At 50.8% G+C, this 24732-nt stretch carries 16 protein-coding genes; 6 read left to right on the top strand and 10 right to left on the bottom strand.

All coding sequences use genetic code 11. From position 1 onward, the window contains the following. Nucleotides 1-144: 144 nt before the first annotated feature. Nucleotides 145-1263, bottom strand: coding sequence for an NADH-dependent flavin oxidoreductase (locus tag HMPREF2954_RS04495; RefSeq protein WP_003758160.1), 1119 nt, complete (start codon nucleotides 1261-1263; stop codon nucleotides 145-147). Nucleotides 1264-1401: 138 nt separating this feature from the next. Beyond that, complete coding sequence (locus tag HMPREF2954_RS04490) at nucleotides 1402-2733, bottom strand: YadA-like family protein (protein ID WP_045074823.1); 1332 nt, start codon at nucleotides 2731-2733, stop codon at nucleotides 1402-1404. A 325-nt stretch (nucleotides 2734-3058) separates the two neighbouring features. Between HMPREF2954_RS04490 and HMPREF2954_RS04485 the strand changes: the two genes are divergently transcribed. Together HMPREF2954_RS04485 and HMPREF2954_RS04480 are read left to right on the top strand one after the other, a co-directional pair. Continuing rightward, the gene (locus HMPREF2954_RS04485) at nucleotides 3059-3808 is read left to right on the top strand and encodes a GNAT family N-acetyltransferase (RefSeq protein ID WP_045074730.1); all 750 of its coding nucleotides are present in this window, start codon (nucleotides 3059-3061) and stop codon (nucleotides 3806-3808) included. Between the two features lie 114 nt (nucleotides 3809-3922). Next, nucleotides 3923-4672 (top strand): lysophospholipid acyltransferase family protein, encoded by a 750-nt coding sequence (locus HMPREF2954_RS04480; RefSeq protein ID WP_045074727.1) that lies wholly within the window; start codon nucleotides 3923-3925, stop codon nucleotides 4670-4672. A gap of 557 nt (nucleotides 4673-5229) precedes the next feature. Here the strand turns inward: HMPREF2954_RS04480 and rpoD are convergent. The 3 genes from rpoD to HMPREF2954_RS04465 all read right to left on the bottom strand — a co-directional run bounded on the left by rpoD (nucleotide 5230) and on the right by HMPREF2954_RS04465 (nucleotide 12756). Then, nucleotides 5230-7179: an RNA polymerase sigma factor RpoD gene (rpoD, locus tag HMPREF2954_RS04475; protein ID WP_045074725.1), complete on the bottom strand. Its 1950-nt coding sequence runs from the start codon at nucleotides 7177-7179 to the stop codon at nucleotides 5230-5232. 220 nt (nucleotides 7180-7399) lie between these two features. Continuing rightward, nucleotides 7400-9172 (bottom strand): DNA primase, encoded by a 1773-nt coding sequence (gene dnaG / locus HMPREF2954_RS04470; protein WP_045074723.1) that lies wholly within the window; start codon nucleotides 9170-9172, stop codon nucleotides 7400-7402. Nucleotides 9173-9486: 314 nt separating this feature from the next. After that, entirely contained in the window at nucleotides 9487-12756 is a 3270-nt protein-coding gene (locus HMPREF2954_RS04465; protein WP_070689019.1) for a TonB-dependent receptor domain-containing protein, read from the bottom strand. A 446-nt stretch (nucleotides 12757-13202) separates the two neighbouring features. Between HMPREF2954_RS04465 and HMPREF2954_RS04460 the strand changes: the two genes are divergently transcribed. Continuing rightward, complete coding sequence (locus HMPREF2954_RS04460) at nucleotides 13203-13883, top strand: sulfite exporter TauE/SafE family protein (RefSeq protein ID WP_045074718.1); 681 nt, start codon at nucleotides 13203-13205, stop codon at nucleotides 13881-13883. A gap of 270 nt (nucleotides 13884-14153) precedes the next feature. After that, nucleotides 14154-15473, top strand: coding sequence for a DUF445 domain-containing protein (locus HMPREF2954_RS04455; RefSeq protein ID WP_045074716.1), 1320 nt, complete (start codon nucleotides 14154-14156; stop codon nucleotides 15471-15473). Between the two features lie 335 nt (nucleotides 15474-15808). Here HMPREF2954_RS04455 and HMPREF2954_RS04450 read toward each other — a convergent pair whose 3' ends face one another. Further along, complete coding sequence (locus tag HMPREF2954_RS04450; RefSeq protein WP_045075791.1) at nucleotides 15809-17245, bottom strand: NAD-dependent succinate-semialdehyde dehydrogenase; 1437 nt, start codon at nucleotides 17243-17245, stop codon at nucleotides 15809-15811. 301 nt (nucleotides 17246-17546) lie between these two features. Here HMPREF2954_RS04450 and HMPREF2954_RS04440 point away from each other — a divergent pair, with 301 nt between their 5' ends. Further along, on the top strand, nucleotides 17547-18104 hold the full coding sequence (locus HMPREF2954_RS04440; RefSeq protein ID WP_045075786.1) for a hypothetical protein: 558 nt from the start codon (nucleotides 17547-17549) through the stop codon (nucleotides 18102-18104). 323 nt (nucleotides 18105-18427) lie between these two features. Here HMPREF2954_RS04440 and secF read toward each other — a convergent pair whose 3' ends face one another. The 3 genes from secF to yajC form a co-directional block, all read right to left on the bottom strand. Continuing rightward, entirely contained in the window at nucleotides 18428-19363 is a 936-nt protein-coding gene (gene secF / locus HMPREF2954_RS04435) for a protein translocase subunit SecF (RefSeq protein WP_003760872.1), read from the bottom strand. 3 nt (nucleotides 19364-19366) lie between these two features. Next, nucleotides 19367-21220: a protein translocase subunit SecD gene (gene secD, locus HMPREF2954_RS04430; RefSeq protein WP_045075783.1), complete on the bottom strand. Its 1854-nt coding sequence runs from the start codon at nucleotides 21218-21220 to the stop codon at nucleotides 19367-19369. Nucleotides 21221-21295: 75 nt separating this feature from the next. Then, the gene (gene yajC, locus HMPREF2954_RS04425) at nucleotides 21296-21562 is read right to left on the bottom strand and encodes a preprotein translocase subunit YajC (protein WP_019270848.1); all 267 of its coding nucleotides are present in this window, start codon (nucleotides 21560-21562) and stop codon (nucleotides 21296-21298) included. Nucleotides 21563-21793: 231 nt separating this feature from the next. Here yajC and HMPREF2954_RS04420 point away from each other — a divergent pair, with 231 nt between their 5' ends. Further along, entirely contained in the window at nucleotides 21794-22924 is a 1131-nt protein-coding gene (locus tag HMPREF2954_RS04420) for a histone deacetylase family protein (RefSeq protein WP_045075780.1), read from the top strand. Nucleotides 22925-23035: 111 nt separating this feature from the next. On the opposite strand, the gene HMPREF2954_RS04415 is transcribed toward HMPREF2954_RS04420, so the two are convergent. Beyond that, nucleotides 23036-24732: transferrin-binding protein-like solute binding protein (locus HMPREF2954_RS04415; protein WP_070689018.1), on the bottom strand; the 1697-nt coding region annotated here is incomplete at its 5' end.

Below are 24732 nucleotides of genomic sequence, written 5' to 3'. Positions count from 1 at the left end.
TAAGCGCGTATTGTAACTGAAAAACATAGCATTTTGTCGGACAAGAAAGAGGTCGTCTGAAAACGTTTTTCAGACGACCTCTTTAGCTATAACGGTAATTTCATCCCCTACCCCGCTCAAAAAATGGGTAGGCGGCTGAATTGTTCAAACAAACATTACCGGCGGCAGCCAAGATTGGGTACCGCTGGCGGAAAATTCCCACAGGATGTCGGGCAAACCGTAATGGTCGGCGCGCGTCGGGTCGAGTTGCGTTTCGATTTCGGCTTCGCGGCCTTCGCTGATTTGTGTGGCGATGTGCGGATTGATCATGACGGTTTTGCCCAGTGCGATAAATTCCGCCCAGCCGGTTTCAAACGCCGCCAAAATTTGATCAGCGGTAAACAGGTTGCCCACGCCGATAAGAGGCAGCTTGCCGTTGATACGGTCGTGGATAAACTGCATACGGGTTTGCGCCGTATCGCCGCCGCGTCGGATTTTCTTGTCGAATTCCCATAAGGAAACGTGCAGATATTGCAGCGGCTTTTGCACCAAGGCGTCAATCAGTGCGCCGGTTTCGGTCATGGTCAACCCGTCTTCGCCTGCTTCTTCGGGCGAGAAACGGTAGCCGATAATGAAGTCGTTGCGTTGGTGTTTTTCACGAACTGCGGCAACGGCATCGACGACGGCGAGTGGGAAGCGCATTCTGTTTTCCAAGCTGCCGCCCCATTGGTCGTTACGGCGATTACTTTGGGCGGAGTAAAACTGTTGGATTAAATAGCCGTTCGCGCCGTGGATTTCCACACCGTCAAAGCCTGCGCGAAGTGCCAAATCGGCAGCTTGGGCGAAGGAGGCGATGAGTTCTTCCACTTCTGCGGCACTCGCTTCACGCGCTCCATCCTTTTCGCTGGCGGACGCACTGATTTTGTCGCGGTGGTTGAGTTCTACCATCGCTTGGGAGCCGCCGTGATGGATTTGCAAAATCGCTTTTGCACCTTGTTTTTGAATGATTTGGGCGGTTTCTTTCAGGCTGTCGAGGCAGTTTTCACCCGTAGCTTCGGGCTGTCCGCGAAAGGCTTTGCCGCCTTCTTGAACCAAAGTGGCGGCGGAGATAAAGAGACCTATATCACCTGCGCGATTGCCGAGAAACGTGCGTTCTTGGTCACTGATTAAACCATCGGCGTGCGAACCGAAATGGGTCATGGGCGCAACGGCGAGGCGGTTTTTGACGGTTACGCCGTTGTTGAGTGTGAAAGATTGGAAAAGCGGAGCATATTTGGGTTTCATTTTGTTCTTTCGAAAATTAATAACTCCTACAAAATTGGGACAAATATGGAATTATCAAGAACGAGGTCGTCTGAAAAACACGGTTTCGACGAAACGGAATGTTTTCAGACGACCTTTCGACAATACGTCTAACGACGATTACCAGAGGTAGGTTACGCTGGCGCCGCCGCCCGCACCGCCTTTCGCCGCGCCGACTGCCGAGCCTTTAACCAGCCATTTGCCGCTGGCGGATACTTTGGAAATACCTACGGCGTAACCGCTTTTACCGCGCCAGATACCGCTTGCGACGGAAACCGCGCCTTGTCCCGGCTGATATGCCTGTCCGAGGCTGCCGACCGCGATTGCAGCGGCGGAGCCTGAATCGGCGCGCTCTTCAAGTTTATCCATACGGACTTTGGCCTCGTTGCGCAAAGCGGCGATTTGTGTCTGGTGATTGCTCTCGGCTGCGGCAAGGCTGCTTTGGCTTTGGCGGGCAAGGCTCTTCACTTGGGCAACGTTGACCGCGTCCGTATCCTCCTTACCCGCAGCAACATTAGTAATCTGGCGGCTGTTTTGTTCGCTGCCGACAGATACCGCACCTAAAGTCGATACCCATGTTCTGCCTGTTTCCGTACTTGCCGCGCCGGTAGCAAAGTCATGACCTGCAACGCCTGCCGCAGTATCGGCAACGCTGTCCGTACCGAGCGCTACGGAGTTTTGTTGACGCGCTTCCGCTTTGTAGCCCAAAGCAGCGGATTTTTCCTCAAATGCGGCAGCACCTGCGCCCAAAGCCGTTCCGCCGGATTTCCGTACCCGTGCGCGCGTACCGGCGGCAAGACCGTTGAGCGCGGTGGACGAAGATTCTACGCCCAATGCCACGCTGTTGGTTTCCTCGGCAACCGCGCGCGTACCGACTGCAACCGCTTGATAACCGTTTGCCTCGGCAGCAGATGCCAGCGCAACCGCCTGCGTACCATTGGCTTTTGCCCTATCCCCGACAGCGGTGGAACTGAGCGCATTGGCTTCGCTTCCGCGTCCAAACGCAACCGCATCAATATCGGCAGCCTTCGCGCTTTCGCCGACCGCGATAGAACGCAAACCTGTTGCCTGCGACATCAAACCGACCGCCACCGACTGTCCGCCGGAAGCCTTCGATGCGCCGCCGACGGCAATATCATTGGTTCCTTTTGCATTCGCCCTGAAACCGACGGCAACCGTCCGCAATGCTTCCGCCTTAGCCTCACTGCCAAATGCCGACGCGCTCAAACCCGAAGCGTTTGAATCATAGCCGGCAGCAACAGACTTATAACCCGCCGCAGCCGCTTTGTCGCCCAACGCAGTCGCATTCTCCCCTGCCTTCGAGTCTTTGCCCAACGCAGCAGAACCATTTTTGTGCATCGTTCCTGTCGCAATACCTTCTGCAACACAAACATTTGCAAAAACAAGGGATAACACCAAACACAGCGGTTTGACGGATAAGTTTAGTTTCATCTTTTTCATTCTCCATTTTTGAATTTTTAACAATACTAACTAATCCCAAATAATTATATTTAATTATTTAGAATTAGTTATATTGTATAGTATTATTACAATATTATTAATTATATGTAATTAATGATTGATTTAAATCAGTGGTCCGTTACGTCGCTTTTGCCATACTGGGCAATCTTATAAATTACACCAAGGTGTTTTCAGACGACCTTTTACCAACACTTTCCACCTGACAACCGGCAAATGAAGGCATCCAAAGGGGTAGAAATATAAATCCTCTGCCATATCCGCTATAATCAACTCTTTTCATCCGACAGGAAGTCAAATGTCCTCCAGCCGTTTCAACCAAACCGGCCCCAAAATCGGTCTGAGCGTGCGCCTTGCGGAAACGCAGGCGGAAATTGAAGCAGCACAACGCTTGCGTTATCAAGTATTCGCCCAAGAGCTGGGTGCGGAAATCGAAAGCGACGACGGTCGCGATGTCGATCCTTACGACGAACATTGCCACCACCTCCTCGCATTCGACGACGCCACCGGAGAAGTCATCGGCTGCTACCGCCTGATTACCGAAGAAACCGCTAAAAAAGTCGGCGGCTGGTATAGCGAACACGAATTTGACTTGTCCCCTTTGAAAGACATCTTGCCGCAAACCGTCGAACTCGGACGCGCCTGCACCCATCCCGACTACCGCAACGGCGGTTTGGTCATGCTTTTGTGGTCGGGGTTGGTCAAATTCATGAAAGATGAAAACCTGCGCTTCATGATAGGCTGCGGCAGCATTGATATGCACGACGGCGGCAGCGATGCGGCGGGTCTGTATCATGCCCTGAAATCCAAATACCTCGCGCCTGAAAAATGGTGCGTCAAGCCGCTCAATCCGCTCAAGTGGGACGAAATTACCCCGTCGGACAAACCGGACGTCCCGCAGCTGATTAAAGGCTACCTCAATGCGGGCGCATGGTTCTGCGGCGAGCCTTGCGTCGATGAAGCGTTCAACTGCGCCGACGTGCTCATCATGATGGACATCACCCGCTTGGCAGACCGTTACCTCCAACGTTTTGCCCCTAAACCATAAAGACCAAAAGGTCGTCTGAAAACCTTTTCAGACGACCTCAACTATTGTGAAATCAGCAAATAATTGATTTTTAGCGGTTTCACTCTATACCAAGATTGCACACACCACAACCTTATGATTGCCAAACTACGTTTTACCTTCCGCCTACTCTGCATCGGCATCTGCCTGCTTTACGGTATGGCGGAAATGTTCTTCCTGTTTCCCTTTTACAGCAAACGGCGCAAACTGCGCGCCATCCAAATCTGGTCGCTGCGCGTCCTCGCTTCATGCGGCATGAAGCTGGAAACCTTCGGCACGCTGCCTCAGGAAGGGCAGGCGCAGTTGTTAATCAGCAACCATATCTCTTGGTTAGACATCATGGCAGTCAACGGCGCATTTCCGGGTCGGTTTGTGGCGAAAGACGATGTCGCCAAATGGCCGGTAGTCGGCTATCTCGCCACGCAGGCGCAGACCGTTTACGTTTCACGCAATAAGGGCACCAAAGGCAATACCGCTAAAATCGCCACGGTAACCGAAGCCCTCAAAAACGGCGATACCGTAACCATTTTCCCGGAAGGGACGAGTACGGAAGGTTATGAAATCCTCCCGTTCAAGCCCAGCTTTTTCCAAACTGCCTACGATGCAGGCGTTTCCATTATCCCCATGCTCTGCCGCTACCCCAATCCCGACGGCACCAGTCCGAACCTTCAGGCGGCTTATGTGGGCGATACCAGCCTGTGGCAATCCATCTGCATGATCATCAGCCAGCCTTCCAGCAAGGTGGAGCTGCATTTTCTGGAGCCGGTTCCTGCCAAAGAAGACCGCTACGAAACGGCGCTGGAAATACACGGCATTTTGAGCCGAAAATTGAAAGAATTGGGCTGAAGAGTCAAAACAAATGAAAGGTCGTCTGAAAAACAGGGAAATCGGTTTTTCAGACGACCTTTTTTTGCAACCATGTTTTGATTGCCAGCCGATTCAAGAATGATATCGTCTTGTAGCGTGGGCTTTACCCACGAGGATTTATGAGCAAAAAAACTGCTAAAACTTTCTCTATTATTCACAGGCAAAGCCCACGCTACGGGTTTTAAACAAACATAGTGTACATAGTGTAATGAACACAAAACAGGTCGTCTGAAAACGTACAATCACTATTTCAGACGACCTCTGGCATATAAAAAACCGCAGGTATGAAACCTGCGGTTTGCTGTTAAAGTCGTAGCGTGGGCTTTGCCCACCAAGATGATGAGTAAAAGAGCTGAAGATAATAAGTAAAAAACTGCTGAAACTTTCCCTATTATTCGCGGGCAAAGCCCGCGCTACTGATTTTAAACAAACATAGTGTAATGAACACAAAAGGTCGTCTGAAAACGTACAATCACTATTTCAGACGACCTCATACCCATAAAAAACCGCAGGGATAAAACCTGCGGTTTGCTGTTTTACAGTTTGCTGTCTTCGCTGTCGAGGAAGCTTCTGAGGCGGTCGCTGCGGGTCGGATGACGCAGTTTGCGCAGGGCTTTGGCTTCGATTTGACGGATACGTTCGCGGGTTACGTCAAACTGTTTGCCGACTTCTTCGAGCGTGTGGTCGGTATTCATGTCGATACCGAAGCGCATACGCAGGACTTTGGCTTCGCGCGGGGTCAGGCTTTCGAGGATTTCTTTGGTGACTTCGTGCAGGCTGGTGTACATCGCCGCGTCTGCAGGAGCAACGTTGTTGGCATCCTCGATGAAGTCGCCCAAGTGCGAATCGTCGTCGTCGCCGATCGGGGTTTCCATCGAAATAGGCTCTTTGGCGATTTTCATGATTTTGCGGATTTTGTCTTCCGGCATTTCCATCAACTCGGCAAGTTTGGCGGAATCGGGCTCTTCGCCGGTTTCTTGCAGATACTGGCGGGAGATGCGGTTCATCTTGTTGATGGTTTCGATCATGTGCACCGGAATACGGATGGTGCGCGCTTGGTCGGCAATCGAGCGGGTAATCGCCTGACGGATCCACCATGTTGCGTAGGTGGAGAATTTGTAGCCACGGCGGTATTCGAATTTATCGACCGCTTTCATCAAGCCGATATTGCCTTCCTGAATCAAATCAAGGAACTGCAAACCGCGGTTGGTGTATTTTTTGGCGATGGAAATCACCAGACGCAAGTTTGCCTGAATCATTTCCTGCTTGGCGGCTGCGGTTTCTTTTTCGCTCGACACCATGTTTTTGTTGATGTCTTTCAGCTCTTCGATGGAAATACGGGTTTCTTTTTCCATGTTCGCCAACTCGGTTTGTTTTTCGAGGATGGCGTGGCGGAAGCGGTCGAGTGCGTCGCTCCAGACTCTGCCTTTGGCGACTTCCTCTTCCACCCATTTCAGATTGGTGATCTCGGGCAGGAAGTTTTGGATGAAGTAGTCGCGTTCCATATGGACGCGGTCAAGACAGATGTCGCGGATCTCGCGTTCAAGCTTGCGGATGTTTTCGACACGGCTGCGCAGGTTGCCGCTGAGGCTTTCGATTTGGCGGGTGGCGAAGCGGACTTCCAAGAGCTTGTTGGCGATGGCGTCGCGGTGTGCCAGATAATCGGGGTGGCGGCTGTCGTGTTTTTCCAGCTTTTTGATCATCTTGCCGTATTCGCTTTCGATGAAGGCGAAATGATCCAGCACTTTTTGCTTCAATTCGGCAAGATGGGCGGCGGACATGGCTTCGGCATCGCTGCCGGAATCGTCGTCATCTTCGTCTTCATCCTCTTCATCTTCGTCGCTGCTGCCGGAATCGTCATCATTTGACGCGCTTTCCAAGTGTCCCAAGCCCAATTCGTTAAGCAACACTTCGTTCGGGTCAATGATGGCTTCGACCACTTCGTCCACGCGGATTTCATCCTTGCGGACTTGCTCGATCAGCTCGAGGATTTCAGCGATAGAACCCGGACAGGCGGAAATCGCCTGCACCATGTTTTTCAGGGCGTTTTCGATTTTTTTGGCGATGATGATTTCGTCTTCGCGGGTCAGCAGGTCAACCTGCCCCATTTCGCGCATATACATACGCACGGGATCGGTGGTTCTGCCGAACTCGGAGTCCGCGCTGGACAAGGCGGCTTCGGCTTCGGCAACGGCATCGTCGTCGGTTACGGCGGCGGCGTTGTCGCTCAACAAAATGTCTTCCGCATCAGGCGCCTGCTCGGTCACTTGGATGCCCAAGCCGGAAATCATGCTGACGATGTTGTCGATTTGATCCGCATCGGACATATCGTCGGGCAATGCGTCGTTGATTTCGGAATAAGTGATGTAGCCGCGTTCCTTACCCATAATGATGAGCTGGCGCAGGCGGGCGCGCTGCTCTTCGAGGGTCAGCGGACGGTTGTCGTCCTGTTCTTGATAGTCTTCGTGATTTTGGTCTTTAGACATGGATTACTTTCTTGATCTGATGGTGTGCCGACGGTTTGCATGATGCACCTGAAGGCGGAACAGAGTGAAAACCGATTTAAAGTCAATCTGTTAAGTTATCACTCTGAGGTCGTCTGAAAGCTCTTTGGAACGGGTGTTCTGCGGGATCATATTCGCAGCTTGGGACAATGCTTTTCTGACGATCTGAAGGTTGCTGGATTCGGCTGGGATTGCCGTTCGTTCAATTTTGCTTTGCCGTCAAAAGCGACAGCAAGAGTTTTTTTTCATTTTCATTCAAACCCGATTGCAGGCTTTTCTGCTTGAGGGTTTCGATTTGTTGGTATTTCAACTCGTTAAGGAGTTTCTTCATGCCGATTTGGAAGTTCTCGCGGTCTTCTTCGCCTCCGCCTTCCATTTCTTCAGAATAGAGTGTCGATTGGAAGATTTGGTTCACGGTTTCTTCGTAAGGAGAACCGCGCATATACTCTAAAACCTGCGCGGTAGCAGGTACGGCGGCATGGCTTTTAATGGTTTCGGCAAGATTGGCAAGGCAGGCGAAATCGCCGTCCAATGCCAAATAATCGGGCAGGTCTATATATGCAGCCCAATCCGGATTTATCAAGAGGCTGCGGATTTGCCGTTGCACCAGCGTCAGCATGACCGGCTGTTTGACGGAAATCGGAGGCAGTTTGTAGCTTTTTTGTTTGACGTGCCGCTTCGGCGCTTCCTGCCCCAGCAGTTGGGCGAGATTGTCGGGATCGATGCCGACCAGCTCGCTAAGCCGTTGTTTCAACAGATAAGCCAATGCCGGCGCGGTAATTTGCGCCAAAAGCGGCGAACTGGTTTTCACCAATTCCGCCTTACCTTCCTGCGTATTGAGATTGAGGTCGTCTGAAAGATGTTCCCAGAAATATTCCGACAGCGGCTTGCTTTGATTCAACAGCGCATCTTCAAATTGCGCTTTTCCATAGGCGCGGATGTAGCTGTCGGGGTCGTGTTCTTCGGGTAAGAACAAAAAATGCAGCGATTTGTCGTCTTTCAACTGCGGCAACGCATTTTCCAGCGCGCGCCAAGCCGCCTTCCGTCCCGCGCTGTCGCCGTCGAAACAGAAATAAATACTGTCCGCCTGCCGCATCAGGATTTTGACGTGTTCCGCCGTCGTCGCCGTGCCCAAAGCCGCTACGCCGTAGCCCACGCCGAACTGCGCCAGTGCGACCACGTCCATATAGCCTTCGACCACCAAAATCCGCCCTGCGTCTTTGACCGCAGCACGACCTTCATACAATCCGTAAAGGTTTTTCCCCTTATCAAACAGAGGAGTATCGGGCGAATTCAAATATTTCGGCTTCGAGTCGTCCAACACCCTGCCGCCGAAACCGATTACCTGCCCGCGCGGATTGCGGATGGGGAACATAATCCGATGACGGAATCGGTCATAATGCCGCCCCTCATTGTCAATCACCATACCCGTATCCACCAACGCAGTATTCGGGTACGGCTGGAACACTTGCGCCAAAGGCTGCCAGCCGTCGGGTGCGTAGCCCAAACCATAATGCGCGATGACTTCCGCGCTCAAGCCGCGCTTGTCCAAATAAGCTTTCGCCGCCGGATTGAATTTCAACTGTTGCGCATAAAAATCAGCCGCCGCAGCCGTCGTTTCCTCCAGCGTCTGCTGTTTCTTCTTACGTTCGGCACGGACTTCAGGATTATCGTTCTGCCCGCGCACTTTAGGCACAGCCATGCCCACACGGTCAGCCAGAAACTGCACCGCCTCCGGAAACGACAGCCCCTGATGTTCCATCACAAAACCAATCGCCGAACCATGCGCCCCGCAACTGAAACAATGATAAAACTGCTTGGTCGGACTGACTGAAAACGACGGCGTCTTTTCCTTATGGAACGGACAACAAGCCATATAGTTCGCCCCGCCCTTCTTCAGCGGAACCTGCTCGTCGATAATATCGACAATATCGACTTTGGCCAGAAGCTCGTCAATGAAATCGGATGGAATCATAGTTCGGCGGATGCGTATGGACGGGACAAACGTTTTCAGACGACCTTTTATCTTAAAGGTCGTCTGAAAACAGAATCTCAAATCGGGTTGGGAATAAGGTTCGTATTATAACGTGTATTCAGGATAAAAATAGCACTCTTACAAAACCGACTCCTTAGCTGACAGCTTATGCAACAGAAACCCTCGAGGTCGTCTGAAAATTCGTTTTCAGACGACCTCGAGTGCTTAAAACTTGTATTCTGCTTTGATGACAAAGCCCCTGAATATCCTCTTCCCAATATCGAAATACGGGGAAATCCTAATTTGAAATTACTTTAGAACTTGCCTGTAATCCCTATCCTGATGGTTCTACCCGGTGCGGGCAGATAGGAGCGGCTCATCGGGTCGAGGTAGTAGCGGTTGGTCAGATTACTGCCCACCAGTTCGGCAGTCAGGTTTTTGCCGATTTTGTAGCGCAGGTAGGCATCCCATACGGCGACAGGCTGCCAGCGCATATCGTTATGCGGGGGCTTCATATTGTCATTCAGATATTTATTGCGCACATCGTAGAATGGCTGCCAAGCATCGTTGCGGTTTTCATAGACGCGGCTGTGGTAATGGAGGCGCACGCCTGTTTCCAGTTTGTTGGCAAGGAAACGGCTGCCCAATTCGGCATCAATCGACCAACGAGGTTGAAGCGCGCTTGCCAGATAGCCCGAATCGGTCAAGCCGCCGTGGTTGCAGACAGGACGATTCATAGTCTTACCGTTTTTCACAAAATAGCTTGAATCAACCATGCCCTCTGTTGCGGATGTCCAAGTGAAATTTTCGTCGCACATTTTGTTTTCCAGGCTGCGGAATACGTTCAGGCTGCCGAAGACGCGTCCGGTATCGAAGCGGGTGGACAGCTCGACACCACTGCGGATTTGTCTGTCGAATTGTTCGAATTCGAGATTGCTGTCCCTATCGATAACGTTTTCGGTCTTGTTATGGAAGTAATTGACGCGGAAATCCGCTTTTTTCATTTTCGGTAACAGCCCCGTTAAATCATGAATATAGCCCACTTCCCAGTTTTTGGCGTGTTCGGGCCGCCAGCCATAGCCCATGCGGTTGAATGAGCCGGCGGCGGTAGAAAAGCCGTAAGTCCCTTCAAAAATGCTGGGGTAGCGCAGGGTTTCGGTATAGCGCAAATAGGCGCGGCTGTAATCAGTAAAATTGACAGTGGCAGAAAATGCGGGTACCCAACCGCTGCCCTTCTGCTTCATTGCCCTCTGTCTTTCGGCTTCGGTCATTGGCGTTGTGTAAACACTTGCACTGGCTGCGTAGTATTTAGGTACAAATTGCGGACTGTCTGGAATAGACGGGTCATATACAGGATTGGCAACTTTGGTGTGCAAATCAGGAATGCTGCCATTGGTAAGGGGATGATCCTGCATATTCAGACGACCTTTATCGTCTTTCAACCAATAGAAATCCACCTTTTCATTAGGATTGACCCATGTTTCGCGATCATCTGTCAAAGTCGGAATATATTGCGAATTGACTTGAAACGAAGTCAGGCTAATTTGTTTATGTTTTTTTCTTTGTTCTGAATATTCGTCCGCCATATATAAAGCATAATCAAGACTGCCATTTGCCAAAGCATCGTCAATTGCCTTGTAATCCGCGTATTCTTGCGGCGTGGCAACCCTGCCGATCGAATATTTTATCCCCCTGTTCATTTCTAACGGATCGCCGGTCTTATTCGTGCCGCTTTCCAAACGTCTGCTTTTATCCTGAAGTTGGAAATTGGTATATCGCCCGCCTGCCGTCAAAGTCAGCCAGCGGAAGGGTTCGTAGCGGAAATTGAAGCCCAGATTGTATTCTCGCCGCTTGCCGTTTCGAGGTACACCGTATTGGTTCAATTCATAATTTGCCCTGATGGTGCTGTTTTCGAGTTCTTCCCGATATTTGTCGTATCCTCCCCGCTCCAGCTCGTCTGAAAAATCATTGCGCGATGTCAGTTTTTCGTTTTGAAAATCGCCCATCAAGGTCAACGACAGTTTGTCGCTCAATTTCATACGGTTGGAAAATTGAAAGCCTGTCCGGTTGTTACGGGCGTAATAGGCGTTGCCTTCGATGGTGTTGAACCTGCCGTTGGTATTGGGCGTTTCAGGTTTGGGCGGTTTGGGGGTTTCAAAGCCTGCATCCAGCAATTCCTGCCGCTCTGCGGGAGTGTATTTCTGCCATCTGTCGTATTCGTCCCATGCTATTTGAAATTTGTTGTCCTCATAAACGGTATCGCCGGGCGAGCCGCCTGCGGTATTGGTTTTGGATTTGGTGCGCGTCGTCCAAAGTGTGGCATCGAAATCTATCCAACGGCTGCCCTCAGGCTTCCACGAATAGTCGATATTGTAGGAACGCTGCTTGACCCAAGCCAGCGGCCATTCGGCAATTTTATTGAGGACGGAAGCGTCCCAACTGATGGGGCCGATAATACGCGAAGGCATGATTTCGCCGAACGTGGAATCAGTATGGCGCAGGCCGAATTTGAGCGTTTGGCGGTTCGGCAGACGGAAGGTGGTTTTACCTACCCATGATTTGGTTTCGAGTGAGGTATTGCTGACTTCTCCACCCGGATGGTAGAAAAGCCCGATTTTTGAAATATCAGGTGCGCCCAGCATGTTTTCACTGCCGTAAAATTTCTCGCCCTTGGCAGCGGCTTCTTCTTGACGACGTTTTAATTCGTCTAAAGTTTCTTGTGTCCAAGGACCGATATAGCCGTAGCGTTCCGCCCCTTTTTTGCCGGAAAAATAATTGCCTTTACTGCGGTAGGCATAGGCGAGCATGGCATCGAAATTGTCCTGCTTGGTGGCAGCGGCAATGCGGTAGGCTTTATCTTCCCCAAATTTATTGCGTCCGTTGAAACGCTGGTCGATTCGGTCGGTATCGTCAAAAAATGAACGCCAAATACCGCCCGTCGCTACTGCGGGAACAGGCAAGGTTCGATAATCGACTGAATGTTCATAAGCATTCTCACGCCGCTTGATGGAATTGTTGGAAGCCTCCGCCTTCACTTCAAATCCGTATTTCTGCCCTTCGGGGACAATATCGTCGGCATCTATGGTTTTCAGGGCGACGGAGCCGCCTATGCCGCTTTTCATATCGCGGCTGAACGAGGGGCCTTTTTCGATGGAAACGCTGCTGATGATGTTGGGATCGACGTAGTTGCGGTTGTTTGCACCCGCGTAGCCGCGCCAGACGGTAATCGCCTGCTCAGTGCCGTCGATGGTAACGGGAATCCGTCCCTGTCCCTGTACGCCGCGTATATTTGGGTCCAGCGCACCGCTGTTGCGCGCGTCGCCGCTGTACACGCCGGACATACCGCTCAAAAGGTCGGATACGGTGTTGCCCTTGAAGGTTTCGACTTCGTTTTTGCCTTTGTAAAGATTGACGATTTCGCGGGTATAAACCCGGTTTTTACCGATTTCGTCTTTATTGCGCGTGCCTTTGACGGTAACGGTATCGAGAATGACGGTCGGCGTATTATCGGCCGCATAAATGATGGGAGAAAAACCGATGGCGGCAATGCAGGCGGCAAGGGTGTTGACTTTGACTGACTTCATAACGGATTCCTTGTGTGGCGGAATGTCAGACAGCGTCGTCTGAAAATGTTCAGACGACCTCGGAAAGGTTTTACCGAAAACAGATTGAATAATATTTAATGATTTTGATTATTATTTATATAGTTTTCGATAATTTTAACCGAATCTCGATAATATGCAAACATTTGCTTGCTTCTTCGGTATCCTGTTCAGAAATATTCGAATTGTTTAACATTTTGTTTTCAAATGAAATCAAATTATTTTCCTCAAAATAAAGCTTTATAAATATCGGGCAGTCTAAAGGTCGTCTGAAAATCCGATGCCTCCAATCAAGACAAAGCGATTTTCAGACGACCTTTCCAAACGGATTCGCAATAATCCGCCCCTATTCCATCCTTTCTTATCCTCATTCCTCCGTTGTTGATACAATACGAAACAGCCTGATAACAATTTCAAATATATCTGATATGGACGAAAACCTTACCTTCCTCACTCTGTTTCTGCTCGGTTTTTTCGGCGGCGGCCACTGCGTCGGTATGTGCGGCGGGTTAAGCAGCGCATTTGCCTTGCAGCTTCCGCCCAACCTCAACCGTTTCGGATTGATTGTCCTGTTGAACTTAGGACGTGTAAGCAGCTATGTCCTCATCGGCTTCCTAGTCGGACTGATCGGGCAGGCAGGGATTTCTTTGGATGACACCCGTGTGTTGCAGCAGGGCCTGTATATCGCGGCAAACATTCTGTTGTTGCTTTTAGGGCTTTATCTGGCGGGGATTTCGACGGCGGCAACGCGTATCGAACGCATCGGCAAACCGATATGGAAGCGGCTGAATCCTTTTTTAAACAAGCTTTTGCCCATCCGTTCCGTCCCAGCCTGTTTCGGCGTGGGGATGCTCTGGGGCTGGCTGCCGTGCGGCCTGGTTTACAGCGCGTCGCTTTACGCCTTGGGCAGCGGCAGCGCGGTTCACGGTGCTTTATATATGTTGGCTTTTTCGCTCGGCACGCTGCCCAACCTTTTGGCGATGGGCATCTTTGCAGCGCAGTTGAAAACGCTTTTGCAAAAACGCAGTATCCGCCTGTTGGCAGGGTTGACGGTGGCGGCTTGGGCCTTGTGGCGGCTTTGGGTTTCGGTTTCAGGCTGGACGGCATAAAGGTCGTCTGAAAACCTGTACACAGCCATACCGCAGAATCATGTGAACAGCTTGTGAACAACTCTCCTTTCCTTTTGATTTTCCAAAATAAAAATATCATGATTAAAAAACAGGCAATACAAAATATTGCTCACAACCCGCATTCGGATTGATGTGTGCATTCTGTGGAAAACTTGGATAATATTTTGAAACCTATTGAATATTTTTAGCTGATTAAAAAATAATCAATCTATTCGCAACCCTCTAAAGACAAAAAAGACAGGAATAGAAATGCACACCCTTTCGGAACAAGTCCGCTTAAATGAGGCGCGCAAAAAATTGGCAAAAAGCAGGCGTTGGGCGACGGGCTTGCTGCTCGCCGCGTGCGGGCTGTTTGCAGCCTCCGCCGTTTATGTGCGCCAATATCCTTGGTTGGGATTTGTCAAAGCGTTTGCCGAAGCAGCGATGGTGGGTGCGCTGGCGGACTGGTTTGCCGTAACCGCGCTTTTCAGACGACCCCTCGGCCTGCCGATTCCCCATACCGCGATTTTGCCGCGTAATCAGGCGCGTATCGGCGATGAATTGGGACGGTTTATCGAACACAATTTTTTGCAGGGCAAACCCATCGCCATGCGCATTTACCAAGCACAGCCCAGCGATAAATTATTGAAATGGCTGGACGGCGAAGACGTGAAATCGCACTGGCTGCCGTGGCTTTCCAAGCAGATTCCGACCCTGCTCGCCATCGCCAAACCGGAACAGATGGCGCGTTTCACGGCGATGCTGCTGGAAGAACGTTACAGCGGCGGACAAATCGGCAACGCGCTTGTCGACGGTTTGCGGCTGCTGAAAGCGCAAGGGATGCACGAAAAAGCGTTTGAAAGCCTGCTCCGTCAGATTCGGCGTTGGCTGAAAACGCCGGAAACCCGTGAAATGCTGGAGCAGAACCTGCGCGAATGGGCGGCGAAAATCGAAGGCGACAATCCCGGAACTTGGGACAAGCTTAAAGCGGCGGTGAAATCGACCTTGGTGGAGAAAGTCGATGATTGGGCGGCAGAAAAAGCGTTGGCATGGATAGACGGCTATTTGGCAACTGCGGACAAGCAGGACAACGCGCTGCGCCGACAATTCTTGGTGCAATACGACGAACTGACCGAACGCCTGACCGCATCGCACCTGTGGCACCGCCGCTTGGACAAATTCAAAAAACAGCTCACGCAATCGCCCGCACTGCAACGTCAAATCATGACCTTATGGCGCGGCATTTTGGACTGGGCGCGGGAAGATGTGGAAAAACAAGACTCTTTGTGCCAAGCGCAACTGGAAAAGCTGCTGCATCATATGCGTTCGCAAGCCCAAGCATACCCGCAATTTATGCGTCGGGCGGATGTGCGGATTTCGCTTTTGGTTCGGGATTTTGTGATGCGTTATAAAGATAAGGCCGCTTTGTTCGTCGCGGACAAGGTCAAAGGCTGGGACAGCCGCCTGATGGTGGAAAAACTGGAATTGAGTGTGGGCAAGGATTTGCAATATATCCGCATCAACGGCACGCTCGTCGGCGGACTGGTCGGACTGGTGATTTATACGGTATCGCTGTGGCTGGCGGGATAGTATAGTGGATTAACTTTAAATCGGTACGGCGTTGCCTCGCTTTAGCTCAAAGAGAACGATTCTCTAAGGTGCTGAGGCACCAAGTGAATCGGTTCCGTACTATAGTGGATTAAAATAAAAATGAGACAAGGCGGCAACGTCCGCCGTGTACGGGTAGTACATAAGGGCGTTGGCAACGCCGTATCATTGCAATTTTAATCCACTATATCTGTACTGTCTGCGGCTTCGTCGCCTTGTCCTGATTTTTGTTAATCCACTATATGAAAAAGGTCGTCTGAAAACAAGGTTTCAATGAAATTTGTTTTTCAGACGACCTGTTGCTTCTAGTAGCAAACTCAATACGCCACATCGATACACAAATATTTCAATTCCAAATATTCGTCCGCACCGTATTTGCTGCCTTCGCGTCCCAGCCCGCTGCGTTTCACGCCGCCGAACGGTGCCGCTTCATTGCTGATTAAGCCGGTATTGATGCCGACCATGCCGTATTCCAAGGCTTCGCCGACGCGCCATTGGCGGGCGGTGTCGGAGGTGAAGAGGTAGGCCGCCAAACCGTATTCCGTATTGTTCGCAGCCTCGATGACTTCGGCTTCGGTTTCAAAGCGGAACACAGGACACAACGGCCCGAAGGTTTCTTCGCGCGCCACCGCCATTTGCGCCGTTACGCCGCTTAAGACAGTCGGTTCGAAAAACGTTCCGCCCAATGCGCTGCGTTTGCCGCCGGTCAGACAGACCGCGCCTTTGGAGAGCGCGTCGGCGATGTGCTGCTCGACTTTCTCCACCGCTTTTTCCTCAATCAGCGGCCCTTGGTTCACGCCTTCATCCAAGCCGTTGCCCAATTTGAGCGCGGCTACTTTTTCACTTAATTTGCGGCAAAATTCGTCGTAAATGCCGGATTGAGCGTACACGCGGTTGGTGCAGACGCAGGTTTGACCGCTGTTGCGGAACTTGCTGGCGAGCGCACCTTCGACGGCTTTGTTCAAATCGGCATCGTCAAACACGATAAACGGCGCGTTGCCGCCCAGTTCCAAACTGAGTTTTTTAATGTCCGCCGCGCTGTCGGCAAAAATTTTCGCGCCGACTTCGGTCGAACCGGTGAAGCTGATTTTGCGCACGGTCGGGTTCGTGGCAAATTCATGGCTGATTTCCGAAGCGCGACCACTGACGACGGGAAGCAAATCCTGCGGCACGCCCGCTTCGTAAGCCAGCAAGGCCAGCGCATACGCGCTCAGGGGCGTGAGCGACGCGGGCTTGACTATCATCGCGCAGCCCACCGCCAAAGCAGGCGCGGCCTTGCGCGCAATCATCGCGGACGGGAAGTTCCACGGCGTAATCGCAGCGGTAACGCCGACGGGCTGTTTCAACACGACCAGTTTTTGCGACGCTTTCACACTCGTCAATACATCGCCGTCAATCCGCCGCGCTTCTTCGGCAAACCAGCGTACAAACGAAGCTGCATAATCGATTTCGCCGCGCGCCTCGGTCAGGCTTTTGCCCTGTTCCATCGTCATGATGCGCGCCAGTTCTTCTTTGTTTTCCTTCATCAGAAAATACCAACGCCACAACACATCGGCGCGCTCCAACGCAGTTTTTGCCGCCCATATTTTTTGTGCGTCCTCCGCCTTTTGAATCAGTAGTTTGAGGTCGTCTGAACGGGTTGTGCGGACAAACGCCAAAGTCTCGCCCGTTGCCGGATTATCGACTTTGATACTGTCTGGAATCGGAAGAAAAGAAATATCGGGATGGTTTAACAATGATGCAAAAGAATTCATGCCTGCCCTCGTGTGTATAGATGATGGATGAAGGTCATTATTCTCTTCATAGGAGAAAAGCGCAAACTGCTGAAACATTACGTCGCCGATTTTTCGACCTTGCCGTTTTATATTGATCGAAATAGCAAAACCCGCAACTATATAAGGGTAAAATATTTAGATGTCCTTTCAAAAGTAAATTTACTTTTCCGTTTGATGCTTTTATTAAAGATTTGTCTAAACCAAAGACAAAGCATGTTATCTCTGCTATTGTGCTAACGTTTAACACCGCTTTTATCAATAATTCATATGGAGTAAACCGATGAATAAAAATACCAAGTTACTGATTTCTGCCGTTATTGCCGCTGCCGCGCTGTCCGCATGTTCCAGCTCTTCCAAAGAAAAACCTGCTGCGCAACCTGCTCCTGCTCCGCAACAAGCAGCGCAACAAAACCAACCTTTCACTCCTCAAACCGTGAAAGTGGACGCTATCGACAGCACCAAAGAGGTACACTACCGCTGCGGTCAAAACGGTCAAGACCCATTGAGCGTTATGTACGGCTTCAAAGGCAACGAGCCTGTTGTAGCACAAGTGAAATACAAAAACGAACTGACCCCCAACCTGTTCCGCGTCGTCGGCTCCAGCGACGATATTAATGCCTTCTGGGGCGGAAACGTCGCATGGGTGGCAGGTCGTGCCAATTTGGGCAATATCGACAAAGTGGACGGCAATATGCTGACCGTACGCGGTAAAACGACCGTTAACGGCAAAGAAGAAGTCGTTGATCAAATCGTTGCCAAATACTGCTCCGTTGCCAACTCCCCTGCCAAAGCAGGCAAACCGGCTCCTAAAAAACCTGCCGCAAAAGCAAAACGTTAATTTCTAACTCTAACCGTAGAAATTAATCTGAGGTCGTCTGAAAATTTTCAGACGACTTTTTTGCATTTTGTGTAATTCATTACCAAGAGCGGCATAGAAGTGTCCGTCTTATACAGTCGATTACTTTCAAAGAATCCTTCCCTTTAAGCCAATTTTTCCCTTGCTCTATCTGGAACAAGAAAAGTGTGTTCCTTTCCATACAGTCAAAACAATACCGCCATATTCGCATCACAACTATCAAATCAACTGCCCAAAACAAAAAGGTCGTCTGAAAACCTGTTGCCAAGTTTTCAGACGACCCCTTCACATCGCAATCATAGCCATCAGACCACGACTTCTTCTTTTTTCTTCACTTCCTTCGCGATATTTTCGCGGCTCAGGCCGAACATCAGCAAGAGCGGGCTGGCTACCAAGACTGAAGAGTAAATACCGAACACGATACCGATGGTCAATGCCATTGAGAAACCGTGTAACGCTGCGCCGCCGAACACCAGCATGGAAACGACCATTGCCTCGGTCGAGCCGTGGGTGATGATGGTACGGCTCATGGTGGCGGTAATCGCATTGTCGATGACTTGCGGAACGGTATGTCCGCGCATACTCGGTTTGCGGAAGTTCTCACGGATACGGTCGAAGACGACGACGGATTCGTTTACGGAATAACCCAATACAGCGAGGATACCCGCCAACACGGTCAGTGAAAATTCCCATTGGAAGAAGGCGAAGCAGCCCAAAATAATCACGATGTCGTGCATATTCGCGATGATGGCGGATACGGCGAAACGCCATTCAAAGCGCATCGACAGGTAAACGATGATACCTGCTACGACAAAGCCCAATGCCATCAGACCGTTGGTCACCAGCTCTTCGCCGACCTGCGGGCCGATAAATTCGACTTGGCGCAGGGTAACGTCAGGCTGCTCTTTTTTCAGCAATTCCATAACCTGATTGGAAAGCTGCGCGGAAGTTACGCCTTCTTTGTTGGGCAGGCGGATCATGATGTGTTTGTTCGTACCCAACGCCTGAACTTGGACATCACCCATTTTCAGGGTATCGAGTTTTTCACGGGTTTTGTTGACGTCCACGCCCTGCTGATATTGCACTTCCATCACGGTACCGCCGGTAAATTCGACGGAGAAGTTCAAACCTTTGGTAATGAGGAAGAATACGGCGGCAATGAAGGTTACCAACGAAATAAAGGTCGTCAGTTTGCCGTAGCTCATAAACGGGATGTCGCGTTTGATTTTAAAGAGTTCCATGTCTTACTCCTTGCCAGCCGCTGTTTCGGCTTTGGGTTTCCATACTGCGCCGATGGAAATGTTCTGCAATTTGCGGCGGCGTCCGTACCAAAGATTCACTAAGGCGCGGAAGACGACGACGGATGAGTACATCGAAGTCAGGATACCCAGACAGTGTACGACGGCAAAACCGCGGACCGGACCGGAACCGAATACCAAGAGGGCGATACCGGCAATCAGCGAGGTCAGGTTGGAGTCGACGATGGTTGCCCATGCGTGTTGGAAACCGAGGTTGATTGCCTGTTGCGGCGGCACGCCTTCGCGCAACTCTTCGCGGATACGTTCGTTAATCAATACGTTGGAGTCAATCGCCATACCCAGCGTCAACGCCAATGCGGCAATACCGGGCAGCGTCAGCGTTGCCTGCATGGCAGACAAAATACCGACTAAGAACAAGATGTTGGTACTCAGGGCGATGGTCGAGAAGAAACCCATCAGGCGGTAGTAAACCACCATGAACAAAGCAACGGCGGTAAAGCCCCATAAGGTCGAATGGAAACCTTTTTCAATGTTTTCTTTACCCAAAGACGGACCGATGGTGCGCTCTTCCACGATTTGCATCGGTGCGGCGAGAGAACCGGCACGCAGCAACAAGGAAGTATCATTGGCTTCCGCCTGCGTCATGCTGCCGGAAATTTCCACGCGTCCACCGGTAATAGCGGAACGGATAACCGGTGCGGTAACCACTTCGGATTTGCCTTGGTCGATCAACACCATCGCCATGCGTTTGCCGACGTTAGCAGCAGTCAATTCGCCGAAAATACTGCCACCTGCGCTATCCAAGCTCAGACTGACGGCAGGCGCACCCATTTGGTCGAAACTGGGTTGCGCGTCATTGATATTGTCACCGGTCAATTCAACCTGTTTGTTAATCAGCAAGGTTTCAGGATGATCGCCACCACTGGACAACAGCTCGAAACCGCTCGGAACATTACCTTCCAAAGCTTCGCGCACTTTGACAGGGTCGTCTTCCACCATGCGTACTTCCAAAGTCGCGGTACGGCCGATAATGTCTTTTGCTTTGGCTGTATCTTGTACACCCGGCAACTGTACGACGATACGGTCGAGGCCGGATTGCTGGATGACAGGCTCAGCCACGCCCAACTCATTGACGCGATTATGCAAAGTGGTGATGTTTTGTTTCACCGCATCGGAGCGTACTTTGTTAATCGCTTCTTCGGATAATGTCAGCGTGATGTTATTGCCGTCGGCATTCAAATTTGCCTCAGGGAAAAGCTGACGCAGCTTAGGCATGGCTTTTTGTACGTCGGCGGCGTCCTGCATCGGGACAATCAGACCGTTTTCAATTTGACGGATGGTGCCGGTACGGATTTTTTCGCGGCGCATCTCGCGGCGGATGTCGCCCGAATAACGTTCAAACGTTTTCTGCATCGCGGCTTTCATATCCACTTGCATGGTGAAATGCACGCCGCCGCGCAAGTCCAAGCCCAAAAACATCGGGTTGGCACCGATTTTGGCCATCCATTCGGGGCTGTCCGCCAACAGGTTAAGCGCGGTGATATAGCCATCGCCCAAAGTGTTTTCGATAACGTCGCGGGCTTTAAGCTGGGTTTCTGTATCTTTGAAACGCACTTTCAGCGAGTTGTTTGCAACAAACATCCCGTCAGTCTGAATACCTGCCTGTTTCAGCGCGGCATCGACTTTAGACTGGGTCTGCTCGTTAATGATGATGGCTTGTCGGTTGGTTGATACCTGCACTGCGGGCGTTTCACCGAAAAGGTTGGGCAGCGAATACACTACGGCAACCAAAATCGTGCACGCAATCAGCAGGTATTTCCATAAAGGATAACGGTTCATGGTAAACCTTCGATTTATTATGAAGACAAACAGCCGCGCTCAGCTTTCCGAGGCGGCTCTTGGCAAAAATACGGATTACTCGGCTTTGGCGGCAATCGCGTTACGTTCCACTTCGACTTCGATTTTTGCACCTTGACCGATGTCCACAGTGAAAAACTGTTCGCCGACTTTGGTAACGCGGCCTTTGAAACCTGCTGCCAAAACAACCTTATCGCCGACTTTCAAAGCAGCAAGCATGGCTTGGTGTGCTTTGAATTTCTTTTGTTGAGGACGCATGATCAGGAAGTAGAACACCACCATAATCAGCACTAAAGGGGCAAATTGGGCCACAGTTTGATTCATAATTTGTCCGTTTTCTAAGAGATTAAAATTAAGTAAAACACCGCTTGCGGCAGAAAAAAGCATTGGTACAGCCGCAAAATTAAGCTATTCTAAAGGTCGTCTGAAAAATTTCCAAGCCTTTCCCTATTTATTAACCATATTTATCATGTCAGGTCGTCTGAAAATGAATTTTCAACGACATTTAAAACCTGATTCCTTCCTACCAACGACAAGCCCCGCGCCCTTTTCCTCATGAAAAAACTCATTCGACGACTGCGTACGCGCCTACGCCGCCTCTTGGGTAAAAATGCGCGTACGGTCTGGATTTCTCATCCCGTTTTTGCGCAACACCAACCCGGCACAGGTCACCCCGACTCGCCCGAACGCACTGCCGTTATCGAGGCGGAGCTCAAACGTCAGGATATTTGGCGACATCTTCAAACTGCCGAAGCCGAAGAAATCAACGATGCCCGCCTCGCCTTGGTTCATCCGCGCAAATACCTGCGCTCGCTCGAAGCCTGCCAGCCCCAACCGGACAAAATCTACCGCATCGACGACGATACCGTCATGAGCCATGGTTCGCTCAAAGCCGCCCGTTACGCCGCAGGGGCTGTCGTTCAGGCGGTAGATATGGTGATGAATAAGAAAGCATGGCACGCCTTTTGCGCCATCCGCCCACCCGGACACCACGCGCACAGCGATAAGGCAGGCGGCTTCTGCCTATTAAACAACGTCGCCGCAGGCGTCATGCACGCCATCGCCGAATATCGACTCCAACGCATCGCCGTCATCGACTTCGATGTCCATTACGGCGACGGCACAGCGGAAATCTTCAAAGACGACCCGCGCGTCCTGTTTATGAACCTTTTTGAAACCGACCTCTTCCCATTTCCCGAAACCAATCATTCCGCCAACGGCGCCAATATGTTGCACCTGCCTTTCGCGTCCAACACCGGCAGCCGCGTCTTTCGTACCACCGTACGCGAGCAATGGTTGCACAAACTGACCGCATTCAAACCCGAACTGGTCTTACTGTCCGCAGGTTTCGACGGACACAAACAAGACGAAACAGGTCGTCTGAACCTGCACGAAGCCGATTTCGCCTGGTTGACCCACAAAATCATCCAAGCCGCATCAAGCTGCCCAGGCAAAATCGTCTCCGTACTGGAAGGCGGCTACACGCTCGAACCTTTGGCAAAATCCGCTGCAGCCCATATCGGCGTCCTCGTAGGACTACCCAAGGCAGACTATGTTACCGCCTATCAAAACCACTTGAAACGCGGTCTAAAAAGGGAGGATTCCCAGTCTTCCGAATGGCAATCTAAATTATTAAACGAAAGATTATCTGAAAATAAGATTCAAGGTTTTCAGACGACCTTTTAGCGGGTAGATTACTCTCCGGATTGTTGTTACCGTAAAAGGTCGTCTGAAAATCCTACCCACTCAAAAACAAACCGCCCTTTCAGGCGGTTTGTTTTCAGCTTAAACAGACGGTTATTGTTTTTTACCGCCGAATACACCGAAGGCATTGTTCCTTTCATCTTTTTTGTCATGATAACTGTATCGCCCGGCCATTTCGGCAGCTTTGTCACCGTAGAATCCGCCAGTTACAGAGCCTTGTTCATCTGAAGAAGTCCATTTACCGTTAAAGCTGCTGCCTGTAATATCTGCAGTAAAGGCTCGTTCATTCATGAACCATCTGTCACCACTATTGATTTTACCTGCGATGGTTTTAGTATCGAAGTTAACATCGGCGGTAAATGAACCGGTGGTACGGTAGGTGTTGGCGGCATCCACCCAGTTTTCCTTATTATCCAAGTTGCGGGCACGGAAATTCAACACATCGCCAGCATACTTGGCTGTCCCTGACGGTAGAGAGGCACTCATTACGCCCTGAACAAACAAGGAGTAGGCATTATCGGCAAGTTTTGCCGCACCGAAGACAACATTGCTCAAATTGCCTGAAGCAACAAACGATTTGTAGTCCGAACCCAATTCAGTTCGATAGAGCTTGTTGGTAACAGGTGACAAAGCGATTGTCGTACCGTTGATAATGACTTTGGTCAAGTCCGCGATATTCGATAAGACGTATTGCTCGCCTGTTTCACCTTTTTTCAATTCGGCTGCGGCGGCATCATCTTTAGGTTTGGTTACGGGCGCATCAGGTTTGGCAACCGGCGCATCAGGCTGTCCGCCTGCTTGAGCTGCTGCATCTTGGCGTTTTGCACCGAACACACCGCGCGCCACTACGTCTTCATTACGTTGGTTTTTACCTGCCGCACTATATGTACCGGCAAGTTGGTCTGCCTTCGCTCCAAAGAATCCGCCTTGCATCGTACCTTGCTTGTTGGAGAAGGTGTTTCCGTGCAAATCGCCATCGAAGGACAGGTTTTCTGCCATATCGCGCGCATTGGATTTGACGACACCTGCAATCCTGTCGCCACCGCTACCACCGCCAAACGTTTGATCGGAATAGCGGTTGATGCCGACATTGATGGTTTTTTGGTCGAAATTGACTTTTGCGGTAACATCGGTTGCTCTGGCGGCAGGATACAGGTTTTCCAATTTAGATGCAGAGCTTGTATCAGGAAGCTCGTTTAACAAGCTGGTATTGACCGGCAATCCGTTTGCAAAATGCAAACCGATACCTTTATAAGTAGCTTCACCCTTTAGAGCGGCAACGGTTTCGCTACCAGACGGCGCACCTTGTACAAATAAAGCTTGTTTGAAATCACGCAGATTGGTTACATCGGCAACACCGCCATAACGAACATCAGGCAGCAGGTCGCCGCTGTGTATCGCATATTGTGCTGCATCGGCTTTACCGCCGTTCATACTTCTTTCGCCCAACGTGAACTCACCTGCTTTAACGTCTTTGGTATTAATGGCAACACTATCAAGTACGACGCTGTTTTTATCCGAAGCAGTCGGAGCTTCGGTTTTGGCATATTCCAAATCGCCGGTTTCACGCTTTTTCGCTACCAAGACACCGCCATCCAAAGCCTTGCCCATTACTTTGCCTTCACCGCCAAAACCTTGACCTGAATTGGCCTCATTGGCTTTCTTAGCTTCTTCGGCTTTCTTGGCTTCTTCAGCTTTCTTAGCTTCTTCGGCTTTTTTGGCTTCTTCGGCTTTTTTGGCTTCTTCGGCTTTCTTAGCCTCTTCAGCTTTCTTGGCTTCTTCGGCTTTCT

The sequence above is a fragment of the Neisseria sp. HMSC067H09 genome (genome assembly GCF_001814135.1).
Classification (GTDB): Bacteria; Pseudomonadota; Gammaproteobacteria; order Burkholderiales; family Neisseriaceae; genus Neisseria.
The sequence above is the reverse complement of the archived record's forward strand: the minus strand, read 5'-3'. Positions and strand labels throughout refer to the sequence as shown.

Coding starts and splice junctions, on each gene's coding strand:
- HMPREF2954_RS04495 (WP_003758160.1), bottom strand. CDS start 1,263: ATGAAACCCAAATATGCTCCGCTTTTCCAATCTTTCACACTCAACAAC.
- HMPREF2954_RS04490 (WP_045074823.1), bottom strand. CDS start 2,733: ATGAAACTAAACTTATCCGTCAAACCGCTGTGTTTGGTGTTATCCCTT.
- HMPREF2954_RS04485 (WP_045074730.1), top strand. CDS start 3,059: ATGTCCTCCAGCCGTTTCAACCAAACCGGCCCCAAAATCGGTCTGAGC.
- HMPREF2954_RS04480 (WP_045074727.1), top strand. CDS start 3,923: ATGATTGCCAAACTACGTTTTACCTTCCGCCTACTCTGCATCGGCATC.
- rpoD (WP_045074725.1), bottom strand. CDS start 7,179: ATGTCTAAAGACCAAAATCACGAAGACTATCAAGAACAGGACGACAAC.
- dnaG (WP_045074723.1), bottom strand. CDS start 9,172: ATGATTCCATCCGATTTCATTGACGAGCTTCTGGCCAAAGTCGATATT.
- HMPREF2954_RS04465 (WP_070689019.1), bottom strand. CDS start 12,756: ATGAAGTCAGTCAAAGTCAACACCCTTGCCGCCTGCATTGCCGCCATC.
- HMPREF2954_RS04460 (WP_045074718.1), top strand. CDS start 13,203: ATGGACGAAAACCTTACCTTCCTCACTCTGTTTCTGCTCGGTTTTTTC.
- HMPREF2954_RS04455 (WP_045074716.1), top strand. CDS start 14,154: ATGCACACCCTTTCGGAACAAGTCCGCTTAAATGAGGCGCGCAAAAAA.
- HMPREF2954_RS04450 (WP_045075791.1), bottom strand. CDS start 17,245: ATGAATTCTTTTGCATCATTGTTAAACCATCCCGATATTTCTTTTCTT.
- HMPREF2954_RS04440 (WP_045075786.1), top strand. CDS start 17,547: ATGAATAAAAATACCAAGTTACTGATTTCTGCCGTTATTGCCGCTGCC.
- secF (WP_003760872.1), bottom strand. CDS start 19,363: ATGGAACTCTTTAAAATCAAACGCGACATCCCGTTTATGAGCTACGGC.
- secD (WP_045075783.1), bottom strand. CDS start 21,220: ATGAACCGTTATCCTTTATGGAAATACCTGCTGATTGCGTGCACGATT.
- yajC (WP_019270848.1), bottom strand. CDS start 21,562: ATGAATCAAACTGTGGCCCAATTTGCCCCTTTAGTGCTGATTATGGTG.
- HMPREF2954_RS04420 (WP_045075780.1), top strand. CDS start 21,794: ATGAAAAAACTCATTCGACGACTGCGTACGCGCCTACGCCGCCTCTTG.